Here is a 22,875-nt window from a genome sequence, read left to right on the forward strand (position 1 = left end):
ATGAAAGTAATTCTTATTGAAGACGAACTCCCCGCAATTGATAAATTAAGCCACTTTTTGCAAAAGTATAAGCCAGATTCTATTATTCTGGGAGTTGCTTCCTCGATAGCGGAAGCTGTTCCTCTTCTGAGAACATATGGCGAAGAAGCTGATTTGCTTTTGGTGGATGTACAGCTGGAAGATGGCTTGTCTTTTCAGGCATTGGATCAGGTTTCTTTTTTCAAACCGGTAATTTTCATCACGGCCCATAGTCAATATGCATTGGAGGCATTTCAGGCAAATGGAATTGACTATTTGGTAAAGCCTATACGCTATTCTGCCTTCGAAGCAGCACTGGACAAATTCCAGCAACTGAGCGGAAAAACATTGAACCAAAATCAGAATAACCAGCTGTGGCAGTATTTTAAAAAGCCCACCTACAAAGAACGGTTTATGGTGAAAATTGGAGAACACATCCATTCCATTCCCACAGCTTCCATACAACTTTTCAATACGGAAGGCAGAAATACCTATCTGATTCTGGAGGATGGAAAACGCTTCATCACCGATTATAAAATGGAATCCTTAGAAGAGATGTTGGACCCTATATTTTTTTTCCGGGTCAACCGTAGTTTCATGATTCACCTAAATGCGATCAAAGATGTGTTGGTGTACTCCAACAGCAGACTCAAAATCAATCCAAAAATCCCATTTAAAGAAGAAATCATCGTAAGCCGGGATCGGGTAAATAAATTCAAAGAATGGCTGGGTGGAGCTGGCGATTCCTGATCTCAGTAAGTCTGATAAATTGTTGACCATCTATTACTTAGTAGCCTAAATTTTTCCAACAACTAATTATGGTTTGTTGATAGTTAACCTCCTGTATTTTAAATGCGGAGATCTTTCCATGAAAACTAATTAATATAATCTTCTCTATTAAATTAGACAGTAGGAAGGTTGTAATGATCTTTCTTTGTTTTACTTTGAAGAACTAACGCATAATGTGTTGAGATCAAACTTCAGGTCCAAGATTGATTTTCATTCCAATGTGTCAGAAAGGAAAGAATCTCCTAATATTGCAATTACTGGTGTTCTGACCTGTAAATACTATAAACCCATAAATGAATAACCCCTCTGGGAGTTTGCTTTATTACTATCGCTAATGCCCGTAATTACTAAAATCCATTTCCTATTTTCTTTTGTACTAGGTTTTATTATTCTGCAGACTTCATTATCCGGTGGATTGAAATTCCATGGAAGTGAGCAGGCTATAAATCAACGTACTTCCTATGATATTTTTGGGGATCATGAGGTAGAATTCCCGGATCGATTCGATGTGGACTTCAGTCTATCTCTCAGTCCAGTGACAGAAATAGGTTATATTCTAAGAATCAAAAACAGGTCAAACGGAAGAATTTTCAATTTATTCTACGATGGTCAGGGCGACAATCTAGTTTTTAAATTTAACGAAGAAGGCAGAAGCAACCTGATTGTCGCTAATATGAGCAGGGACAAATTGCTCAACATGCAGTGGTTCAACATGAAAATCTCTTTTGATTTAATTGGAGACTCTATTTCACTCTCTATTAACAACGAGGTATTTACTGCTGAAAATCAGAATCTTGCAGACACTTATAGTCCAGTTATTCTGTTCGGAAAAAGTGATCATATCATAGATGTCCCTTCCTTTGCAATCAAAAACCTATCGGTAATCGGTGACGAAACCTACAGCTTTCCTCTATATGAAAATGAAGGAAATATCGTCCATGACGCAGACGGTAATGCTATTGGAAATGTCACCAATCCAGACTGGCTGAAAAATTATTCCTACCACTGGAAACATCAAACATCCCTGAAATCCAAGTCCGTCGCTGGAGCGAACTACAATCCTCAAAAAAAGGAAATATACTACTACAACAAAGATTCAATCTGGACATACCATGTCAGATCAGGCGAAACTCAAGTAAGGGTATTCGAAGAGAAAAATCCCGTCGATCTGATCTTGGGAACTAACTTCGTCGACACCCTGCAAAACAAGCTATATACCTATGAAGTATATTATGACACACCTTATGATGGGCCAACGATAGCTAGTCTTGATCTTGATTCTTATGAGTGGTCGGAAGAAAGCTATGAGCAACTCCCTACTCAACTTCACCACCATGGCTCTTACTTAGATTACTCTGACTCGACATATACTATTTTCGGAGGTTTTGGAAACATGAGGTATAGCAAGAACTTTTTTGCATTCGATTTGAATCAAAAAACCTGGAGTGCAAAAGAAGAATACCAAGGTGATTTTATTTCTCCCCGCTATTTTTCATCATTGGGGTATCAGGCGGAGAACAACAGCCTCTATATCCTGGGCGGTATGGGAAATGAGTCTGGGGAGCAATCTGTCGGAAGACAATATTATTACGATCTGTATCAGGTTGATTTGAACTCGAAGAGAGTTACCAAACTTTGGGAAATTCCTTGGGAAAATGACAACGTAGTTCCAGTAAGAGGGATGGTGCTGGTGAACGATTCCAGTTTATATACCCTCTGCTATCCTGAACATTTCTCCGAATCCTCATTAAGATTATACCGCTTTTCCCTGAAAGATGGCAGTTATGAAATACTTGGAGATTCCATTCCGATCCGATCAGACAAAATAACCACAAATGCCAACCTCTATTTTGACAAAGGTCTTAATAATCTATATGCTTTAGTTCAGGAATTTGAAGATGATATTTCCTCCGAATTGAAAATTTATTCCTTGGCATTTCCAGCCATCACCAAAGAAGAATTATCAAATTTCCCGGATAAGCAAAGTAGCAAAACCCCTTTCATAGTGCTTCTGGTCAGTGTAGGAGTATTAGGAATAGGTTTCTTTTTGTACAAAAAACTTAAGCCGGTAACACCAGAATTAGAGAGAAATGTAGAAGAAGCTGAAGAGATTGTCAGAATCCCAAAAACGGAACATAAAACAAGACCCAACTCCATTCAGCTATTTGGGAATTTTACGGCTCGTGACAGTAAAAACAGAGATATCACCTATATGTTTAGCACACAGCTGAAGCAGGTTTTTTGTCTCATTCTTCAATATAGCATTTCAGAAGAAGGTATTTCCTCGCAGCATCTCAGCTATTTATTGTGGCCGGATAAGCCTGCGGACAAAGTCAAAAACTCACGAGGAGTAACTATCAATAACCTTCGCAAAACACTCAGTGAGCTGGAAGGAATAGAGCTTGTGCATGAAAAAGGGCATTATAAATTCATTCTTCATGATGAAGCATATTGTGACTATGTGAGATGCCTGCAGATCATTTCCTCGCACGAAATGGCAGAACATAGAAATGAGTTTGCGCAAATTGTATCACAAGGAAAATTCCTGTACCTGTCTGATGATCCTTTGTTCGATTCGTTCAAGGAAGAGGCAGAGACCAAGCTGGAACCTGTCTTACTAGTGGAAATTGAAAAGAGCTTTGCCTTGGAGTCGTACCAGACCACTATTTTGCTTGCTGAAGCACTGTTTCATATCGATCCATTACATGAGACAGCTTTGGCATTTCAGATTAAAGCTATGATAAAACTTAAAATGAATGAAGAGGCTACTATTGCATTCAGGACTTTTATGATAGAATACAGGAGAGTTACAGGCAAGGAATTTCATCATTCGATTTCCAGCTTGACATCTTAGACCGCTTGAGAATTAATCAAATTACCAGCTCAGTTTTACCTTAACTCCATCCGGATAATTTTCAAAACTTAGAAAGTAAGTTTTACTTGACTCATCCCAGGATGTTTCTGCTAGTAAAGCTTTACCCTGTTGATCGGTGATTTCAATTTTCTCAGCCTTTTCAGGAAGTAGAATTCTCATTACATTGGTGGTATTTTTTGGGCTTTTGGCTAGGAAAGAATATTCAGTATCACTATACTTCTCTTCGTAGATTCTTGCTGCTGCTGCCAAAACCTGCGGAGTTTTAGCGTTTTGGACACTTTGTATATTGTACAGAAACGCCTGCTCTCCAGGATTCACCTTTTTTTCATCCAATACCGGAATCTCAGGATCAAATAAATCTATATACTTACCCTTAACTGTATATGCGGACTGGTCTTCATTCTCATTCACTACGGAGATAATCTCGTATGGTCCTCTTGTGAGCGAAAAGTGATTTTTAAACTCCAGATCTTCGGATCTAGAATCCGAATCATACATCTTTTTTATGGTGCTGACGTATTCCAAATCATTGCCTTCCGTTAAAACAAACTCTTTTGGATCGTTGCGCAGGATAACTACTTTGCCCCTTCCTACAGTATATTCTCCGGCCTCAAATGGTGCTTTTAACCCTAACTTTCCAAACAAATGCTCAGATGGAGCTTTGAAATTATTTCCGTTGGTATTCCACCATTCCTGTACCGTTTGAAAGGGATCTTCATCTCTACCACTATAGACTAAAATCCCACCTTTTTTCACCCACTCCGCAATGTAGCCATGAGCTTGCTCCTCCATCGGCTTCATATTGGAATAAGACATAACAAGAATCTTCACATCCTCCCAAGTCTTAAGAACCGAGACGTTTTCTATGTGTACTGTCTTGACAGGAACTCCTCTTTTCAACAAAGGCAAAGCCTGCCCGTAAAAATTTGACAACTGGGGATCATCATACCCCTGATGAGTGGGAAAACGCTGAAACATGAGGGAATTGGACATTAGAATTCCAATACCCTGCGAACCGCTAACTCTGTTGTCAGAAAGAGGCATATCATTAAGCGTGTTGATCATTACCTGCATTTGGGTAGAATAAAATCTGGGAATCTGTGCTTTCTCTTCACTGTCAGCACTTGTTCTATATAAACCCTCATAAATCCGGTCCGGCCATGGCATCACCTCGTAGTCAGCTACCATGGGATAAAGCATCTGTGCAGCAAAAGTCGCCTGATAGTTCTTTTTGTAATCCGCCCAATCACGAGGCCAGTCTTCTATCGGATCAGTCAAGAAAAAGACCTTTCTTCCCGTAGGCGCTGTCATGGATTCCATGGAACCGTATTCCAAAAAAGCTGTTTCAAATACCCGCTCTTTTTCCTGTCCGTTGTAAAAATTAGGTTCCCGGGAAGTTCCGGTCCATACCTGCGCAATGTATCCATCCACACTCGGCAGTGAAGCAAGACTTGCCTCAGGACTTACGATCATCCATTGGGAATAATTCACCAAGGAATGAGTGGGAATGTAGCAACGTACATCCATGCCCTTGCTTTTTCCATATTCCTTCGCATAAGAAAAACACTCCTCCACCGCACGGTAGTAGAGATGATACTTGAGTTTGTTGGCTAGGTAGGTGTTTTCTGCTGACTCATGCTGTGGTCTCCAATCAAAACCGTAATATTCTTTCCACTCCCTTTTAAATGCCTCGCTATATCCAGCTTTAGCCCAGAACTCCGGTTCTTCCAGATAGATGGCATCGATTCCCGTATCTATCACACGCTTGATTACCTTTTCCTTCATGTATTCGATAAAATTCATCGAGGGAACGATATAAGGAACCATACGTCCATGCCAAAGTGTGTCACCCTGTTGTGTGACCTGCCCTTCGTCAAGATGCCATTCACCATCCCATTCCCCAGTGAAATAGTCTTGGTATTCTCCCCATGCAATTCCACTCATGAAATGCGTGGTATATCCTTTATCTCTCCAAGTTTGCACCCGCTGCTCAAAGCTCATATCGGCTTTACCGTGATGATCTTTTACACTGTACACAATCGCTACGTCTGCCCTGACATCTGTCACAGGCTTCCAAGGATTTGAAGTCTGGAAAGCTGTTTTTTCGCTTGGCCCTTTCTCTGGAGTACTTTCTTTTTGAGGAAGTTGGGCACAGCCTTGAATTAAAAAAATTGGAATCAGATATAGGAAGAAATTTTGTCTCATAGGAATTGAATGGAAAGAGGGTAAAGCTTAAAAAGCCATCCCACTCACGGGATGGCTTTTTAGTTAATATAGTCAGTAAACCAGTACTTGACGTGGTTCATTGTAATTCCAACGTCTTGTTCCGCTACCTCTAGGTGTGTCAAAGTTAATTCTTGCAGCCGCTCTCACGAAGACCATTCTTCCCTCTGGAATCGTACCGTTGGATTCTATAGTAATGGTTTCACCAAGCATTGAATTGAAAGAAGTTCCTGAAAATTCCAATTGGCTGGACCATCTCTCGTCACGTGCCCGGTAGCCCACAGTAGAAGAGTAGCTTACGAACAACTGGATATCAGTGACATTCTGAAAGCTATTGCTGTAACCACCCATAGGTTCGATTTTAGACCGAAACTCATCTTCAGAAACACCACGTGTTACCCGCACTTGAGCCCTAACTTTCCCGTTGACGACTTCAGGATCTTTGACCCATTCCACTCTCAAAAATGGTTGGACTTCAAATCTGACATTCGAAACCCCTTCGATGTCCATAGTCTGGGTTTCGTCCGCAAGCGGCACACCTCGATCATCCTCCCTTATGAGAGGAATAAATGGTCCATCAATTCGTACATTATATGTTCCTGAAAACAGTTTGGTATTCTGGAAAGTCCCATCGGGCATGCAAAAGAAATCCGGGTTTGGAGTTGCATTGTCACTCCAGCTCAGTTCGGTCAGTCGTACACGTATTCCCTCGCTCCCCTGATCTGTAAGCACAGGTTCTCCGGTTTCTCTATCCACTACTTCGCCTTGTAGAGTTTCCGCAGGAAGATCGTAATTATCCATTTCGAACATACTGCAAGAACTGAGTGAAATCAGTGCGAATAGTATTAGGTATGTTATCTTTTTCATTTTCTGGTATTCTAGGTTATTGATATGGGCTTATCGGTTGGGTTGCTGATCGATCACCGCGCTCTTCGATACTTCCCCGCCTGGGATAGCGAAATAGTAGTCGATAATATTGTATTCGAAAGTCTTCAGACTTACCCATTGAAATCGTGCATCAAAGAAGTATTTGCCGCTTTCGGTAGACAAGAATGGATAGAGTCCTCTGAAACGGTAGCGGGAATTCATACTGAAATCTTCCTTATCCCTGGTTTCACCCCAAAACCCATCTCGCTCTTCGTAGTGTTGCACTCTCCATCTGCGCAAATCCCATTTGGTCTTATGCTCTAGCGCAAGCTCTTTTCTACGTTCTTTCCTTACTGTATTTCTTCCTTCCAAATCCGGCGTAATCATTCCAGTAAGTAAGGTCGCTCCTGCTCTCTCACGGATATCATTGATGCCAGCGGTAGCTACCTGTAGCATATCAGAGCCATCAGGAGAAGGCTGCCCAGCGAGCGCCAATTCCACTGCGGCTTCAGCAGCATTAAGCAACACGTCCGCATATCTCATCAATATGAAATGCTGGGAAGATCTTCCTTCTCCAGCTTCGAAAGAAGGATCAGGGTTCAGCCACTTACGGCCATACAGTCCTGTAAGGGTACTTTCCCCATTGTTAAAGAAAGGTCCATTGGCTCCTGCAGCAGTGATCTGTTCACCCTGAAACGAAACCAGTTCCTGACTACCACCCTCTCGCGCACTTAGAAAAAGATTTTTAGGCGCTTGGGTATAAATTGGAAGTTGCTGATAGCGAGTTTCTGCTGTAGCATAACTGTAATCATTGAACAAAGGATCAATCGGCTCAGGTCCGGTATATACTCCAGCTCGGATTTCGATTTCCTGATTTTTGAACATATCACCTGGAAAAATCACATAGGCACGAAGACGCGGCTCTGCATTTTCAAAGAAATCCATAGGGGTATCATACATCAAATAATCCCCATCTGTATTGGTAGAACCTGTTGTTACTTTAATGGTACCATCCGGATATCGATCAAAACCTTCAAACAACTCGAGAAAATCAAGTGTAGGACAAGTACCTGAAGCTAATGGAGCTTTGAAAATAAATGGCGCGCTATAAGCATCATAGCCATGAGTGGCCACTGGAAAATCGTATTGCTTTACGTAGATGTTTTCAGGACTGGTCGCATCACTGAACATATCCACCATGTTTTGGTACTGTGCCTGAGGATCGTTAGCTGCCCATTTTCTCTTGTAAAGCGAGTATTGACCGCTGTTGATTACTTCGTTGGCAGCAGCATAAGCTTCTTTAAAATATCTGGCGGATGCTTCCTGAGCAGTAGCTTCAGAAAATCCTATTACACGAACGCCTGTCTTCAGCCCGGTACCAGTAAGGCGGCCTGGGACAGTTTCATTGTATTTAGCAACGCTTCCCGCATAGAGCATAGCCTCTGATTTGAAAGAAAGTGCAACGTTTTTATTAGAATAGCCAGGCTTAGGACTTACTGGTTGAAGTAACTCTATTGCTTGATTGTAATCCGCCAATACCTGATCCCAAGTCTCTTCTTCGGTAGAACGGGGAATTTCCAGTTCAGCCTCGTCTGAAGGATATCGCAGTACACTTGTCACCAAAGGCACGCCGCCAAAGCGTCTTGCCATAGCTGAAAATACAAAAGCTCGCACAAAATATGCCTCGCCTAAGTAATGGTTATAAGTTACTTCAGGAAATGCATCTGCATATTCAGGTAATTTCTCCAGGAGGTAATTAGCTTCACGAAGCAAACCAAAAGCCATCCCCCAATAAGGAGTTCGCTCGCCTGTAAAGGCAGAACTGATTCCATCCCTGTTTACAGCCTCACCTGTACCTTCAATTCCTAGTGAACCTAGCCAGGAGTTATATTCCACTCCCCACTGCGCCATGTACTTGAAATCTTCAAAAGGCATCTTGCTGTACATGCCAGCTATGTATACATCCATGCCGGATTCACTCGTCATCAGCGTCTCATCGCCGATGACATTCGGTGGTGGTACATCCAGATCTGTACAACTGGATATGTACAGTAAGCTGAATACCAATAGTATGATTCTTATTTTCATATGATTATAATTTTTTATCAATGGCTACGTGAAATCGCATAATCATCAAAATCATCTCGCTTTGCTTGGATTTTGGCGTCCTAGATTTCTTGTATCAATCAATTAATTTTTCAAAGTCTGAATTATCTATTCTCAAAAAGATGCAGTTACACCGACCGTATAGGTTTTGGTAAGTGGATACATGCGTCCAAGCTCATCACCTGGGTGCTCAGGATCTACAAACTTCACACCTGTGAAAGTCAGCAGGTTATATGCATTGGCGAAGAACCTAATGTTGGTTGTAGGTCTATTGAAAGGCTTGAGAGTATATCCTACTTCAATGCTCTTGAGACGTAAATAATTAGTGCTCACACGGTTAAAATCAGAGTTTCCAAACGGATAATTTCCTGTGTACCCATAATAGCCACCTATCCACTGAGTTTCCGGATCGTATGGATCTGCTGTAGGATCCACAGGATGCCAACGGTCCTGATACTGTTCCAAAGCTCCCCCTCCATTGCTACCCCAGATAGAGTAAAGTGGCTCTTGGTATTGCATGGAGCCCAATGCTGAACCTTGGAACAATACGCTCATATCAAAATTCTTATAGTTGGCATCCAGCGCCATACTGAAGTTTAACCAAGGCGTTTGGTCGTAAGCAAATGGATGTTCGTCTAATCCATTTATTTCACCATCCCCGTTCCAGTCCTGGTATTTATAATCCCCAGGAAGAATTCCCCGGTCTTTGTAAATATCATAAGACCAGATATCCTCCCAATCGGTATACCTTCCTGCTGATTCGTATCCAAACTGTACGCCTTGGTAACGGTTAGTCAGGTTGTCATTTCTCCATTGGTCATAAGAATTACCGTAAGGTCCTTTTTCCGCTGCAACCAAATGCTGCCTACGTGTAATAGTGGCAATTCCCTTTAATCCGTAAGACAACTGCCCGATCGTATTGCGGTGAGAAAGTTCCAGATCTATCCCAAATTGGCGGTCACTGTTTGTATTCTCTCTAGGTGCTCCGGTGCCCACCACAGATGGGACATCTCCTGAACGTGTAGAAAACAGACCATCTCTACGACGGTCGAAATAATCTACAGAGAATCCGAACTTGCCTCTCCAAGCTTCAAAGTCCAATCCTATATTAAAAGTCTTGGCTGTCCACCAGGTGATATTTTCATTAGGAACTACTACTGAAGCACCATATACAAACTCACCATTGAGGATATATCCCGGTGCATATTGATTGTAATATCCCTGCTGTGCATTGCCACTGGTAGCCGGATAGATATACCCAGGATACCAGTCATAAGCCAGTGATCCATCATCGGCCGTCATCCCGTAGCTGGCTCTGAATTTAAGTTGGTCAATAAAGGATAATGCTGAAATAGAATTGAAAAATGGCTCTTCAGACAGACGCCAGCCTACAGAAGCTGAAGGGAACCATCCCCAACGGTTTGTTTTGACAAATTTCGATGAGCCGTCATATCTGAATTGGACCTCAGCGATGTATCGGTCATTGTAGCCATAATTCACTCTACCAAACATGGCTGAGTTGGCTATTTCATACAAGTCACCAGATCCCCCCTGCATTCCTCCCTGTTGATTTTCATTCATACCTCCAGCTAGGTATTCCATGGCAAATGCCAGATCCCGCTGTGCATAAAAATTATCTCCTTTACGGTTTTGGGTTTCAAAGCCTAATAGTCCGGAGACATCGTGCTTTGTGCCAAACGTCCGTTTGTAATTAAGTAGAAACTGTCCTAAAAACTGCTGCTTGCTATACAGCTCCCGTCTGATCTGATTTGGGGAACTGTTGTTATAGAGTTTTGACAAATACGTATCCGTCACCGGATCATACATGTATTGATAATATTCCCTTCGATAAATATCATTATCGTCACCTCTATAATCATAGCTGACCAAGCCCTTTGCAGACAATCCTTCCAACACATGAGTGAGAGTTCCTATATCATATTCCAGCGAGGCAGATGACTGAAAGTATTTTTGCTTGTACCTTCTATATCCAGACACATCAGATCTCATCATAGCTACCGTGTTTTGCTCCAGGTCCAATCCTTCGTAATTCAACATGGTATTTTCAGGATCTGCATAAGCCGGAAAAAGAACTCCTTGTCTCCAGTAGTTACGAATGATATCCACTGCACTGGAATAAGGAGAATTTCGCTGATCGGCTACTCCGCTCAGATTCAGGTTGAACTTTAATCCTTTTGCAATCTCAGTAGTGATGTTTGATCTCAGGTTGACTTTGCTGTAGTTCATATCGCCTGATTTAAAAAATCCTTCCTGATACATATAGCCACCAGCTATGTAGTATTGCGTTTTTTCAGTCCCACCGGTAATGCTGATGTCATGTTGGCTTTGTGGCGCATATTCATTAATCAGTAATGAATTCCAGTCTGTGGTCCGGCGTCGTCCTGTCTGAAAAGCTTCGAAATCATCAGGCCCATAAATGAGATTTCCACCATTGATATTATTCATGGCCATCTCGTTATAGAGAGTCATGGTCTGGTAAGGATCCGAAAGCTCAGGAAATCCTGAAGGACTTTGTAATGTATAAGATCCGTTATAGGTGACGGTTGCTTTTCCAGTCTGACTTCCTTTCTTGGTAGTAATCAGTACTACACCATTTGCCGCACGAGCTCCGTATATGGCAGCCGAGGCATCTTTCAATACCGACAATTCATCAATATCCGTAGGATTCAGGCGCTGAAAATCCGCCATGGTACGCTGTATACCATCGATTACTATCAAAGGCGATCCTAATCCCCGAATGTCCAGACTGGCGTTAAAAGTACCGGGCTCCGCACTTTTCTGCCATACCCGAACCCCCGCTACCCGTCCTGTGAGCATGTTTTGAGGGTTTTCGTTTTTGGTGCGTAGCATCTCGTCACCTTTTATATTGGCTACCGAACCTGTAACTGAGACTTTTTCCTGCATACCGTATCCTACGACCACAACCTCCCCTAATTGCTGGGTGTCTGGCACCATGGACACCTCTATTATGGATTGAGCACCTACGACTATCTCCTGGGTTTCATATCCTATAAATGAAAATGTCAACACGGCATTTTCATCGGGAACAGTCAATCGGTACTTTCCATCAATGTCCGATGTAGTTCCTACCACTGTTCCCTTAAGTAAAACATTTACTCCAGGCATGGGGGTACCGTCTTCGGAGAAGGTCACTGTTCCAGTGACAATTCTATCTTTTTCCTGCGTTCCAAGCTTCTCTATCGAATACTTATTTGTGGTAAGATCTGAAGCAAAAACAGGTGTAAATACAAAGCATTGTAAACCCACTCCCAATAGGGAAGTGTTGATCAATGCTCTGCAAAAATGCTTATATATCTTTTGCATATGTTTTGGGCTATTTTGGTTTATCGTCGCCTCACAGAGGCAGTAGCAACATGTAAAAATCCCGGCTCCCAATTCAATAGGAAGCCGGAAACCGAAATCATTTTGCAAGCTCGTACCGTGATAAAACGGCATATTCTGCTGCAAACGCAAAGTTGAACATCCCCTCTGTCCGGTTATTATTAGGAGTCAGACTCCATCCTACCAGTAAGTTGGTAGGTAGAAATCCTTCGTAAAGGAAGTTTTCATATCCATAATCGAGGTTCTCTTGGAATGTATCAATGTAATCTGCGGCAGTACCGTAGGCTGGCTCCACATCGACATAGCCACGCATCAAGACTCCGTTGAACCAGTTATTAAATCCGCTGATATCGTAGGAATAAAGCTCTGGTTGATTCTGTCCCAGTTTTGCGAAATGATTAAAGCTGTCGTCGGACAATTTTTGTGCATCCTGCAGGTAAGCACCATCTCCTGTCATTCTATACAGATCCGCTGCTCCGGATAACATGGTGCCGGTATTGTAGGAAATTGCAGGTCCTACCCGATCCTGACAATTGATTCCTTTGCGGTAAACTGTCCCGTCTATGGTTTCTGTTTGAGGATTTCCCGGAGAACATCCACCTCTCATATCATCATAAACTCCATCCGAACGAAGCAAATTATCTTGCTGCCAATCGTACACTTTCTTCGCGAAATCCGCATAATAGGCGCTTTTCTTTACTGACGTGGTCTCCCGGGTTTCCTGATCGTCAGCATTGATATATCGGTAGGTGATCTCGTCACTTTTATCCTTGTAAATTTCATGCAACCACACCAATGGACTTACCATAGGACCGTTGCTACAAGCATGCTTAGTCACATATCCAGGACCCCAAGGAATACCGCCTCGCTCAGTTCCATCCGGATTCCGGGTGCTATCCCATCCATCCAATACATAAGCAGTCAGGTATTCTGCTTTTTCCAAATAGGCGTCCTCTCCCGTTACTTTATAAGATTCAAGCAATTCACGGACAAGCCACATTTGGTCATCGTAAACATTCTCAATTCCTTCAACTTTAGCTGTTCCTTTGGCATTTCCACGGTTCACTCCATAAATAGACCATTCCTTTGTCTGGGTATAGGATACCAGTTCAAATGTCCCTTGGTAGTAGTCAACATTGTCGTATAGCTGCCCGAGAAGTTCAGCATAACGATTAAAGTTTTGATCATAAATTGCAGTATTTCCATTATCCTTCTGTACCTGCAGACCCTGAAGAATTGCATTCACGGCTTCTATCGCAGAGGTGTACATCCACACACTACCGGTCTCATCGGACCTAACTCCCGTGTAGGGATTGTAATACCTGGCCATGGCCATTCCGGTTCCTGTAAAATGGGCAGTAATAGCTTTATCAGTTAGCTCCATCGCTCTCGTAAGATTCTGCTCTGAAACGTTCACCTCCACTGGAGGGACGGTCGGGTCGGTGTCAGTCGAGTTATCGGTGCATGCCGTAAACAGCAGCATACACAAACTCCAAATTGTAATCATCATTCGATTTTGTATCATGTTAAGATTCATTGTATTAGTTCATATCAATCCTGTGGATGACCAGTTTATTCTCCCCTGAATTGGCTTCCACGTTGTACACTCCTAGGGAAAGAGTTACATCCTTACCATTGAACTGGGCAAGGTCATACACGAAAGATGCGTAACCCTCAGGATTGCCTGCTCCTCCGTCTCCGTGCTTGAATTCCCAAACTCCCTCTTCTGCTGCACTAGCCTCATCTGCTGTGTTGGACTGTGGATCCAGATGGGTCACGGTACCGTCGTCTTCTATTGAAGTAAGTTTGAAGTAGGTAAAATTGTCTCCGAAATTGCGGGTGCTCAATGTCAGCTGGTTGCTTCCGGCGCTGATAGAAAACTTCGAATAGAGATAGGCTTCAGGAACTTGAGTACTAGTTTCCGGTGTATTGCGGGTCTTGATTAGATAGCCTTCAGAAGGAAAAACCTCAGGATCTTTTTTCAGCGGGACAAAGAACCATTCAGCAGCCACGTGATCCACTGTTCTCCATGCGCGGTAAGCATCCACATAATTGTCCCTGTTTCCACTTACCGGGCTAATTCCTGTAAAGGACTTCTTGGTATGTGGCATAGTGGAGCGTACAGTTTCCTGAGTCAGTTTCCAGCCTTCTACTACTTCAGTTCCAGGTAGCCAATCCCAATTTTCCACTTTTCGGTCAGCAAAGCGGATCGCTCGAAGCACCAACTGCTTCCAATAATCACCTGTGGATTGTCTGTAGATACCCACTGCAACAATTACCTCTTTGCCTACATATTCACTTAAATCAAATTCTATGTCTCCATAGCTTCCGGATGCATAGGTTCTATTTTCGCCTATCTTCACCGCAGTAGGCTGGGCATCGGACATATCCACTATCTGAACACCGAAATAAGCAGGGTTAGCTTCGTCTGCATTATGCGTGCTGACTCTCAAAGACAAGATCTTATTGTCCTCCGTGATCAGTTTACTTCCATAGACATAGGAATCGAATACATTGAGGTCAGCAGGGTTGCTGCGATCCGCTTCATTATTTCTGATTTGAAGGGTAGTACCTTCATTCTGCTCCTGCCATGCGCCTCTGAAATCTAGCGCAGACATATAATTACAAGCCCAGTCCCATCGTGGATAAGCATCGGCATTCCTGCCTCCGCGATATTCATTGTAATACCACTTTTCGGCTGTCAGCAGATCTGCATAGGTCAATCCCCGCAATATTTCACTGCTTCCCATGACGATGTCAAGTGCTGCGACACCATCCACAAAATCAGCTTCACTGACATTTTTGGTAACCGTCTCATAATTTGCTTTGGTAAAGGTGACAGTGTATTCATCCACAATCAGATTTTCGAGCATGTATACACCATCGCTTCCTGTGGTCACTGTGCCGGCTACTCCCACGCTGACGGTCACTCCTTCCAGCGGAGCATCACCATTCTTGCCGTCCTTTATGATCCCTGAGATCTTTGCGGAAGCAAAAACCAAAGAGACATCCGCTGTGGCAATATTTTCACTATTGAATTTATCAGGATTTACGGTCAGGCTGACCGCTAGCCAACCCGCTTTGGAAAATTTCACTGCACGTGTTTTCAACGTGACATTTTCAAAAATATATTTCCCGTCACTTCCCGTAGTGACAGAAATCTCTTCCTCTCCTATTCCTGCCAGCAGGACATTTACATCAGAAATAGGCTGACCTTCGCTATCAGTAACTGTACCGGTGATAGTGCCTCGCGGTTCGGCGTTTGGCTCATCTTCTTCGACACAGGAGAATGTGAATACTACAAACGTACTCAACAAGGCGAAGTAAATTATCGCTCGTAATTTTTTACTCATCTGTTAGGATATTATGGGTTAAATTGAAATACCAATTGACCAGAAATGCTTATCAGTTCAGCAATTGATACTGATGAAAATAGAAGCGATGCGGTTAATTAATTGGTTAAATCAGGGTTAAAAGCCAATAAAAATTTGTTAATCCAACAATTGAGCAGCATATATGCCGTTGCTATAGATGAATTAATATGTGTGTTCCATTTTTTGAAACATATTATTTCCACAGGCATGGACTTACAGCTGGAAGCCGCGTGGTAACCTAGCTAAGTTTGACCGCCTTTATCATCTCCCTTATTTTAAAAATATGTAGTCTTAAATTTCTGTTGGCTCACGTGAATTGGAAAGATTTGAGCATTTCATGGTTGTTTTTATAACCAAAATGTTGGAACATCCCTGTAAGTTTTGAATATTTACCATCATTAATTTAGAACATTGTCCTATCGCATTTACTTCCTTTTCTTTCTAACTCTAGCACTATCTGGCTGTCAAAAGAATTTTTCGACTGGAGAAGCTGGGAAGCTTATGGCTAATCTGGAGGACATGAATGGAAACCCTTTAACGCTTTCCGAATCCGAGGATCAAAAACTCCTGTTGCATTTTTGGGGAACTTGGTGCAAGCCATGTCTGGAGGAATTGCCTGCTTTGGTAAGGGCAGAGGAAACTTTGGAAGAAAATAAGTTTAGAGTTATACTGGTATCGGAAGAATCGGCTGAAGACATCGCATCTTATCTGAACAAGAAGGGGATCCCATTGGAATCCGCCAGATATATCGGCGCTCTTACAGAACTACAAATCCATGCCCTTCCTGCCACATTTGTATTTAATGAACATGGTGACAAAATCTTCAATAAATCCGGAAGAATAGCTTGGGATTCAGAAGAAGAGATTCAGCAAATACTAACTCTTGATTAAATGAAGTTTCTTAAAAACCTTGGTTTAGTACTTGCCTTAGCAAGTTTGTTTTCATGTGCTCAAACCAAGGAAAACATACCCGTACTCGACACTATCCCCTTTCCTGATACTGGGCAGACTTCTCTTCCCCATCTTTTTGTGGGATCAGAAGGCCCCATGATTTCTTGGGTCAAAATGCTTGATGATTCCACATCCCAACTTCGATATTCACATCTGGAAAGGAACAAATGGCAAGAACCAAAGGAGATTACCCAGGGATCAGATTGGTTCTTGAATTGGGCAGACTTCCCTTTAATTTCTGAAAACAAGGGAAGCTTGTTAACTCATTTTCTTCAAAAATCATCGGAAGGAAAGTATTCCTATGATGTGAAGCTAAATATTTTGGAGAATGGGAATCAGGAATGGAAAACAGGTTTGGCCCTGAATACAGATTCCACTTTTACCGAACATGGTTTTGTGTCCGCTGTACCATATGGTGCTGATTCATTCGTTGTCACCTGGCTGGATGGGAGAAACACCGGTATGGCAGCAGGAAATGCGCATACTGAACATGGAGGCTCGATGACCATCAGGGCGGCAACAGTGAAATCCGATGGAAGTATCACAGATGAGGTTGAGCTGGATGCCAGAACCTGTGATTGCTGCCAGACTACCACTGCCATGACTGAGAATGGACCTATCGTAGTTTACCGAGATCGCTCCGACACTGAGGTTCGGGACATTTTCATCACCAGACTAGTGAATGAACGCTGGACAACACCAAAGCCAGTGCATTCTGATGGCTGGGAAATAAATGGTTGCCCTGTAAATGGACCAAAGGTGGATGCTGATGGCAAGGCAGTAGTAGTAGCGTGGTTTACGGGCGTGAATGATTCGCCTACAGTGAAGGTTGCTTTTTCATCAAATGCCGGTGAATCATTCGGTGAACCAATCCAAGTAAATAGTACAAATGCATTGGGAAGAGTGGATGTAGCTCTTTTGGAAGATCAATCAGCTATCCTAAGCTGGATGGAATCTGACAAGGATGCAAGCTATTTTAAAGCAGTTAAAGTGACTAATTCAGGAATGGGCAAGACTATAGCAATTTCCCAAATGGATCCTGCACGTAAAAGTGGTTTTCCCCAAATGGAAATAGATGGTGACAAGGTCTACTTCGCATGGACGGAAATAGACGGGGAAACTTCCCAAGTAAAGACAGCCACCATGCCCACCGCAGCATTTGAGTGAAGAAAGTGAAGTTTCTCTAACTCTTTTTCGAAGCCTTTGATTTTTATGCCTCTGTCTGAATTTTAGTTTTAGTTTTTAGAGCCATTCGAAGCATCCAAATTGGAGACATAACTAGTCCTGAGGCAAAAAAAGTAACGGTTTAATCCCCCCTTACTCACCTAAGCATCAATAAGAACGATTATTGTCTAGCAAGCTGGATAAATATTTGCTGAACTAAGTATTAGTTTTGACATAATTATGGAAAGAAACCAGATTGCTTTTTATAGGCTAAAAAAGGGAAATTATGCTTTAGAACTTTTGAGATTATAATTATCAAAATTCTATTTACTAAAAATAAAATCAACTAAGCCTGACTTTTGTAAGTAGACTTTAAAAAAGTCAAGCGAGAACAACGAATGAAAGAATCCACGTCCAGCACACCATCAAAAAAGAGTAACCTACCACTCTATTTTTCTATTCTTTTGGTCACAGGATTGGTGGTATGCTACTTCGCAATACCTGATTTCAATCAATTTATAAAGACTGCATGGCGTGTGCTTACCAGTGATGATGAAGCAACCATTAAAAAATGGGTTGAAGATTTTGGCTGGATTGGTCCAATGCTTATAATCCTTGCTATGGTAGTGCAGATGTTCCTGTTAGTGATTCCCTCACTTTTGTTGATGATTGTGGCAGTGCTCGCTTATGGTCCGATTTGGGGTTCAGTCATTAGTTTCACTTCAGTTATCATTGCTTCTTCTTTGGGTTACCTTATCGGGGGATTACTTGGTAAATCCTTTGTGATAAGACTTTTAGGCGAAAAAACTATCCAAAAAATCAGTCAGTTTATAGAGGAATATGGTTTTTGGGCGGTAAGTATTACCAGGATTAATCCGTTTCTTTCCAATGATGCAATCAGTTTTGTCACTGGAATCTTAAAAATGAACTACAGCAAGTTTATTGGCGCTACAGCGCTCGGTATTACCCCTCTTATCCTTCTGATAGCTGTGACAGGAGAAAATACAGATTCCCTCAAAACTGGCTTGATGTGGGGTTCGCTGGTGTGTGTTTTAATTTTTGCAGGCTATATTTTCTGGGATAGAAATCGAAAAAGAACTCGTAAGAAGTGAATGGATTTGGTTTGATCTGATGCGAGTAATCAAATTTTGTCGCTCGCTGGACAGGATTTATTTATGGCCAACAAAATTAATTCACCTGACATTTATGCTCAAATTGAGGAAAACAGATGACATCATCGTTTCCAAGAAGAGTACTTCTATAATTTCCTCTAGGACACATTTATACTAAACTTTCTTTACAAAACACCTATACCCTAAATAGCTTGATTTTGTAATGGCCTGTATCTCAAGACAGATTATTTCATGATAGTTTGGAATGTTTTTGGAGCGTAAAGATCACTTCAGATTATCTTCTGATAGAATATTCGCAGTCCAACCTCAATAAATCCACATGAAGCCCTCTAAACTACCGATCATAGCAATTGCCATTTTCAGTATTTTGGCAAGCTCCTGTACCAATCAATCCATTAGAATTTTCAAATCCAGTTCAGCAAGAGAGCAATATGTAAATACACTTCAAGGATCGGGAATCAGTGCTACTAAAATTGGCAAAGAATGGGAGGAAAAAGGAAATACTGTCTTATTGACTGCTCCTTTATTGGATTTGCCTTTTGCCATTCAAGGAAGTTTTAAAGCCAAAAGTATTGAGGCAAATGCATGGAAAATTAAACTGGAGCAAGGAGAATCAATTTCAATTGAGGTGAATTGGCAACCAGTGGATAGCAGCAGATTAATTGTGGATTTACTGGAAAGTTCTGAGGGCAAAGAAATCGAATCGGAATTGATTCAGTTGGACTCCTTACATTTTGAAGCGGATAATACAGGTGAATATGTGATTAGAATACAGCCTGAACTACTTGGCGAAGGTAATTATCAGATAGTCGTCAATGGAACTCAAACCTATGCAGTTTTTCCGGTGATGGGAAAGAAAAGTGCCGCTATACAAAGTTTTTGGGGAGCTGAAAGGGATGGAGGTGCTAGATCGCATGAAGGAGTTGATATTTTCGCTCCAAGAGGAACTCCTGTTCTTGCACCAGTGGCCGGCATAGTCACAGCAGTGAGAGACAGAGGATTAGGAGGTAAACAAGTATGGCTTAGGGACAATGAGCGGAACTGGCGGCTTTATTTTGCACACTTGGATAGCCAGACAGTCAATGAACTACAACGGGTAAATCCAGGAGATACCCTTGGTTTGGTAGGAAATACCGGTAACGCTAGAACTACCGCTCCGCATCTACACTTTGGAATTTATCAAAATGGAGCCATCAATCCACTTCCAGCTATAAGAACGGATTTTCAGACCGCATCTCCCCTACCAGATCAGCAATACTCCACGATGATGTCCAGCATATCCCAGACTAATCTTCGAGACATGCCCAATACACGATCTACTATAATAACGACTCTACCTGCCAAAACACCAGTTTTTATCCTTGGAGGTACAGCTGATTGGTATCAGATTATGACTGTTAATGGATTAACAGGATTTATTTCCAAAAGTCTAATTTCTGAATTGTCGCCGATTAGTCTACGAGAATCTTCCGCGTATGCACTCCATATTCCTTCCTTTAGTAGCGCTGATAGCCTGCTGGTAAATCTAGATCAGTTTAGCAAAATAGGGACCTACGATAACTTTGATGTAATAATAGATAAGGATGAAAATATCCTTTACCTGCCCTCTGACAGGCAAAGGCCATAAACGTAAATTCCACGATAGACTTTTACTAAACTGGATCGGTCTTAGGAAACTCATCCTCTCTTTCTGGTGGCAATCCTTCACCCTTTCTGGGAAAATAAGGATCCTCTTCAATTTCTTTAGGAGGTTCTTGCACAGGTACTTCCTGCTCGTCCGGCAAATACTCCTCCTCTTCTGGAATCTCCTTATTCGGATTTATTTCATCTCCATCGGGCATTGGAAAATCCTCAGACGGAGGATCTTTTTCTTCAACTTTCATTAAAAATTCAGCATTGGATCTTTCATTGGAGAGAGATGCCAGCAATGCAGTCGGAATGGTAAAGAACTGAATAAATTTACCAAGGGATTGCAGTTCAGGTATAAAATAGGATTGTCTCATGTTTTCTTTCTAATGTTATGTAGAAAGTAATACAAGACTTGTGCAAACTTATGAAATAGTATTGCCTGAGGTAAATCAATAGGTTGCTGCAAAAGTTGACTTTAAAAGTGATATCAATTAATTCCATCCAGGGAAATTAGCTCCACAATTCGAGCACGTTCTGAGCTCCAATCATTCACCAACATGTTCTATTTTGGAAATCCACTTAAAATTCAAATGAAAGATTTTTAAGACTCCTTTCCCTCCTCGTATGTAGGTCCGTAGAGTCCAGGTACTTTATTACCGGTGGCCCGCAAGTAGATTATCATCTCTCCACGATGATGATAAATATGATTAAAAAGAAAAGATCTAGCTATGATCCACCTAGGTTTGGGACCGAGAATGGTCTTCTCCCCTGCTTTCATAGTCCAGTCAGCCTGTAGTTTTTCCTCAGTGAGCGATTCTAGGGCAGCTCTGGCTTTCTCCGCATTTTGCTCAAATAGCGTTAAGGTAGCTTGGGTATCATTTGGATCTCCACGTTCCAGGTTATCTTTAGTGATATCGAATACGTCCTGCGTCAAAGTTGCTTCATACCAATGATATATTGTGGCAATATGCTGAGCGAGCTCAGCCATAGTCCAGGATGTGGGAGATGGTTTGTACCCCAAGTCATTATCAGGAATTGCCTGCAATAGTTGACGGGTTTTGAGGACTTCATCTTCAAATTCCTGTATCAAATAGTCTATCATATTTCAGTCTATTTAACGCGCTTGAATACAGCTATTTTTTTATTTTGAATTTCGCTTGGCTTTACTTACTTCTTCCGGATGATCCGAGAAATATTCTCTTGCATTCTTTAGCCCGGTGGCAATTGCTAATCCCTCATCATCGTTCTCTTTCATGATTTCATTGGCAATCTCAATGGCCTTATTCCTGATGTGGGTAGGCTGATTTTTATAGGATGGCGGGTAATCATTATTATTCCAAGGCATAATCAATTCTTTACAACCAATTTAATATTTTGTCATTTTAAGCGCAATGAGAAAACCAGCTTTATAGGATAATATCTACTGTAAAACTGCAAAGCTTTTAACTCTAGTTTGTGTACCCGCTTTTATACCATACAAGAGGCAAAAGCAATCTAGGGTATGTTTAGATTTATAATTGGGGCTATTTCGGCCTTCGGTCTTCCACCATATAAGTAAAGAATCTAGAAGAGCTAATAGCATCATTACGGATAATCTTGTACTTTAATGTTCTTCCTCCACTAATAAAGACTTTATAACAACATCTTTCTTTTTAAATAAAAAGGTTTTCTCAGATGGATGAAGAAAGTCCAGGTCATTTCTCAGCTCCTCATCTTCGCTATAAAAATCTGTAGTGGTTGTGAAACATTCAGTGTTGAATTCCACCTTATCCTCCGCAAAAATCCAGGGTTCAATCTGAAATTCACCAGATGGAAGTTGGCTTAGGTAAATTTCTGATTCGCCCACTATGGGTTTTATCTTCACTGGTTCCTTTTGATTTTCAAAGTCATTTTGGCACAAGGCAAGTGAGAGTTCATCACAAAATCTAATGAAGCTATAACACTGTGACACTAGGTCCTTTTCCAAGCCTAGATTCATCCGAATATCGTCACACTTATGTTCCATTTCCTCCAAAAATTTAAGAACTTTCAACTCTTTTGATTCCCCATATAGCTGGTGAAAATGTGCTGAAACCATCAACACGATGAAACCGGACTTATATTTGGCACTTTTGGCTACGGCTTTTGCTTGTTTCAAGTCCACCTCTTTGCGCTGACGGTAGTCCAATGGAGCGCCTGAATCTGTGAGATTGTCCCGTCCGTTCCACTTGGGTTGATCGTTGTCGTGCTCACCTATACTTTCCATTCCGGCAGCCCAGTATTTGGGAATAGCCCAAAGTGAACGGTCCAACTTTAAACCTATGTCCATTGCCAGAAGAGCATGTGCCTTGTGAAAGATGATTTTCCAGCCTTTGTTTATTGGACTTACTATCATAGTATAGTT

16 protein-coding genes are annotated in these 22,875 nt (G+C 41.8%); 6 read left to right on the top strand and 10 right to left on the bottom strand.

Going from position 1 to position 22,875, the window contains the following annotated elements:
• The gene (locus tag AACZ73_RS15220; protein ID WP_339879140.1) at positions 1-768 is read left to right on the top strand and encodes a LytTR family DNA-binding domain-containing protein; all 768 of its coding nucleotides are present in this window, start codon (positions 1-3) and stop codon (positions 766-768) included.
• A gap of 373 nt (positions 769-1,141) precedes the next feature.
• Positions 1,142-3,661: a DNA-binding transcriptional activator gene (locus AACZ73_RS15225; RefSeq protein ID WP_339879142.1), complete on the top strand. Its 2,520-nt coding sequence runs from the start codon at positions 1,142-1,144 to the stop codon at positions 3,659-3,661.
• 21 nt (positions 3,662-3,682) lie between these two features.
• Here AACZ73_RS15225 and AACZ73_RS15230 read toward each other — a convergent pair whose 3' ends face one another.
• The 6 genes from AACZ73_RS15230 to AACZ73_RS15255 form a co-directional block, all read right to left on the bottom strand.
• The gene (locus AACZ73_RS15230; RefSeq protein ID WP_339879144.1) at positions 3,683-5,887 is read right to left on the bottom strand and encodes a hypothetical protein; all 2,205 of its coding nucleotides are present in this window, start codon (positions 5,885-5,887) and stop codon (positions 3,683-3,685) included.
• 72 nt (positions 5,888-5,959) lie between these two features.
• Entirely contained in the window at positions 5,960-6,772 is an 813-nt protein-coding gene (locus AACZ73_RS15235; RefSeq protein ID WP_339879146.1) for a DUF3823 domain-containing protein, read from the bottom strand.
• A gap of 30 nt (positions 6,773-6,802) precedes the next feature.
• Positions 6,803-8,860: a RagB/SusD family nutrient uptake outer membrane protein gene (locus AACZ73_RS15240; protein WP_339879148.1), complete on the bottom strand. Its 2,058-nt coding sequence runs from the start codon at positions 8,858-8,860 to the stop codon at positions 6,803-6,805.
• Between the two features lie 132 nt (positions 8,861-8,992).
• Entirely contained in the window at positions 8,993-12,223 is a 3,231-nt protein-coding gene (locus AACZ73_RS15245; protein WP_339879150.1) for a TonB-dependent receptor, read from the bottom strand.
• Between the two features lie 97 nt (positions 12,224-12,320).
• Positions 12,321-13,751 carry a glycoside hydrolase family 76 protein gene (locus AACZ73_RS15250; protein ID WP_339879152.1) on the bottom strand — a complete coding sequence of 477 codons (1,431 nt, stop codon included), beginning with the start codon at positions 13,749-13,751 and terminating at the stop codon, positions 12,321-12,323.
• A 31-nt stretch (positions 13,752-13,782) separates the two neighbouring features.
• Positions 13,783-15,594 carry a carboxypeptidase-like regulatory domain-containing protein gene (locus AACZ73_RS15255; protein WP_339879154.1) on the bottom strand — a complete coding sequence of 604 codons (1,812 nt, stop codon included), beginning with the start codon at positions 15,592-15,594 and terminating at the stop codon, positions 13,783-13,785.
• Positions 15,595-16,134: 540 nt separating this feature from the next.
• On the opposite strand from AACZ73_RS15255, the gene AACZ73_RS15260 reads away from it, so the two are divergent.
• The 4 genes from AACZ73_RS15260 to AACZ73_RS15275 all read left to right on the top strand — a co-directional run bounded on the left by AACZ73_RS15260 (position 16,135) and on the right by AACZ73_RS15275 (position 20,490).
• A complete protein-coding gene (locus AACZ73_RS15260; RefSeq protein WP_339879155.1) occupies positions 16,135-16,506 on the top strand; it encodes a TlpA disulfide reductase family protein in 372 nt (123 codons plus the stop codon).
• Entirely contained in the window at positions 16,507-17,733 is a 1,227-nt protein-coding gene (locus AACZ73_RS15265; RefSeq protein WP_339879157.1) for a hypothetical protein, read from the top strand.
• Between the two features lie 395 nt (positions 17,734-18,128).
• A complete protein-coding gene (locus AACZ73_RS15270) occupies positions 18,129-18,842 on the top strand; it encodes a VTT domain-containing protein (protein WP_339879159.1) in 714 nt (237 codons plus the stop codon).
• A gap of 340 nt (positions 18,843-19,182) precedes the next feature.
• A complete protein-coding gene (locus AACZ73_RS15275; protein ID WP_339879161.1) occupies positions 19,183-20,490 on the top strand; it encodes a M23 family metallopeptidase in 1,308 nt (435 codons plus the stop codon).
• A 25-nt stretch (positions 20,491-20,515) separates the two neighbouring features.
• On the opposite strand, the gene AACZ73_RS15280 is transcribed toward AACZ73_RS15275, so the two are convergent.
• From AACZ73_RS15280 to AACZ73_RS15295, 4 genes are all read right to left on the bottom strand, one after another.
• Positions 20,516-20,866 carry a hypothetical protein gene (locus AACZ73_RS15280; RefSeq protein WP_339879162.1) on the bottom strand — a complete coding sequence of 117 codons (351 nt, stop codon included), beginning with the start codon at positions 20,864-20,866 and terminating at the stop codon, positions 20,516-20,518.
• Positions 20,867-21,093: 227 nt separating this feature from the next.
• Positions 21,094-21,594, bottom strand: a complete 501-nt coding sequence (locus tag AACZ73_RS15285; RefSeq protein WP_339879163.1) for a DinB family protein — start codon at positions 21,592-21,594, stop codon at positions 21,094-21,096.
• Positions 21,595-21,633: 39 nt separating this feature from the next.
• The gene (locus AACZ73_RS15290; RefSeq protein ID WP_339879165.1) at positions 21,634-21,837 is read right to left on the bottom strand and encodes a DUF2188 domain-containing protein; all 204 of its coding nucleotides are present in this window, start codon (positions 21,835-21,837) and stop codon (positions 21,634-21,636) included.
• 258 nt (positions 21,838-22,095) lie between these two features.
• Positions 22,096-22,866 (bottom strand): DUF3891 family protein, encoded by a 771-nt coding sequence (locus AACZ73_RS15295; RefSeq protein WP_339879167.1) that lies wholly within the window; start codon positions 22,864-22,866, stop codon positions 22,096-22,098.
• Positions 22,867-22,875 lie beyond the last annotated feature (9 nt).

The organism is uncultured Algoriphagus sp. (assembly GCF_963974835.1).
Lineage (GTDB): Bacteria > Bacteroidota > Bacteroidia > Cytophagales > Cyclobacteriaceae > Algoriphagus.

Coding starts and splice junctions, on each gene's coding strand:
- AACZ73_RS15250 (WP_339879152.1), bottom strand. CDS start 13,751: ATGATGATTACAATTTGGAGTTTGTGTATGCTGCTGTTTACGGCATGC.
- AACZ73_RS15280 (WP_339879162.1), bottom strand. CDS start 20,866: ATGAGACAATCCTATTTTATACCTGAACTGCAATCCCTTGGTAAATTT.
- AACZ73_RS15265 (WP_339879157.1), top strand. CDS start 16,507: ATGAAGTTTCTTAAAAACCTTGGTTTAGTACTTGCCTTAGCAAGTTTG.
- AACZ73_RS15275 (WP_339879161.1), top strand. CDS start 19,183: ATGAAGCCCTCTAAACTACCGATCATAGCAATTGCCATTTTCAGTATT.
- AACZ73_RS15295 (WP_339879167.1), bottom strand. CDS start 22,866: ATGATAGTAAGTCCAATAAACAAAGGCTGGAAAATCATCTTTCACAAG.
- AACZ73_RS15270 (WP_339879159.1), top strand. CDS start 18,129: ATGAAAGAATCCACGTCCAGCACACCATCAAAAAAGAGTAACCTACCA.
- AACZ73_RS15225 (WP_339879142.1), top strand. CDS start 1,142: ATGCCCGTAATTACTAAAATCCATTTCCTATTTTCTTTTGTACTAGGT.
- AACZ73_RS15220 (WP_339879140.1), top strand. CDS start 1: ATGAAAGTAATTCTTATTGAAGACGAACTCCCCGCAATTGATAAATTA.
- AACZ73_RS15245 (WP_339879150.1), bottom strand. CDS start 12,223: ATGCAAAAGATATATAAGCATTTTTGCAGAGCATTGATCAACACTTCC.
- AACZ73_RS15230 (WP_339879144.1), bottom strand. CDS start 5,887: ATGAGACAAAATTTCTTCCTATATCTGATTCCAATTTTTTTAATTCAA.
- AACZ73_RS15260 (WP_339879155.1), top strand. CDS start 16,135: ATGAATGGAAACCCTTTAACGCTTTCCGAATCCGAGGATCAAAAACTC.
- AACZ73_RS15235 (WP_339879146.1), bottom strand. CDS start 6,772: ATGAAAAAGATAACATACCTAATACTATTCGCACTGATTTCACTCAGT.
- AACZ73_RS15240 (WP_339879148.1), bottom strand. CDS start 8,860: ATGAAAATAAGAATCATACTATTGGTATTCAGCTTACTGTACATATCC.
- AACZ73_RS15255 (WP_339879154.1), bottom strand. CDS start 15,594: ATGAGTAAAAAATTACGAGCGATAATTTACTTCGCCTTGTTGAGTACG.
- AACZ73_RS15285 (WP_339879163.1), bottom strand. CDS start 21,594: ATGATAGACTATTTGATACAGGAATTTGAAGATGAAGTCCTCAAAACC.
- AACZ73_RS15290 (WP_339879165.1), bottom strand. CDS start 21,837: ATGCCTTGGAATAATAATGATTACCCGCCATCCTATAAAAATCAGCCT.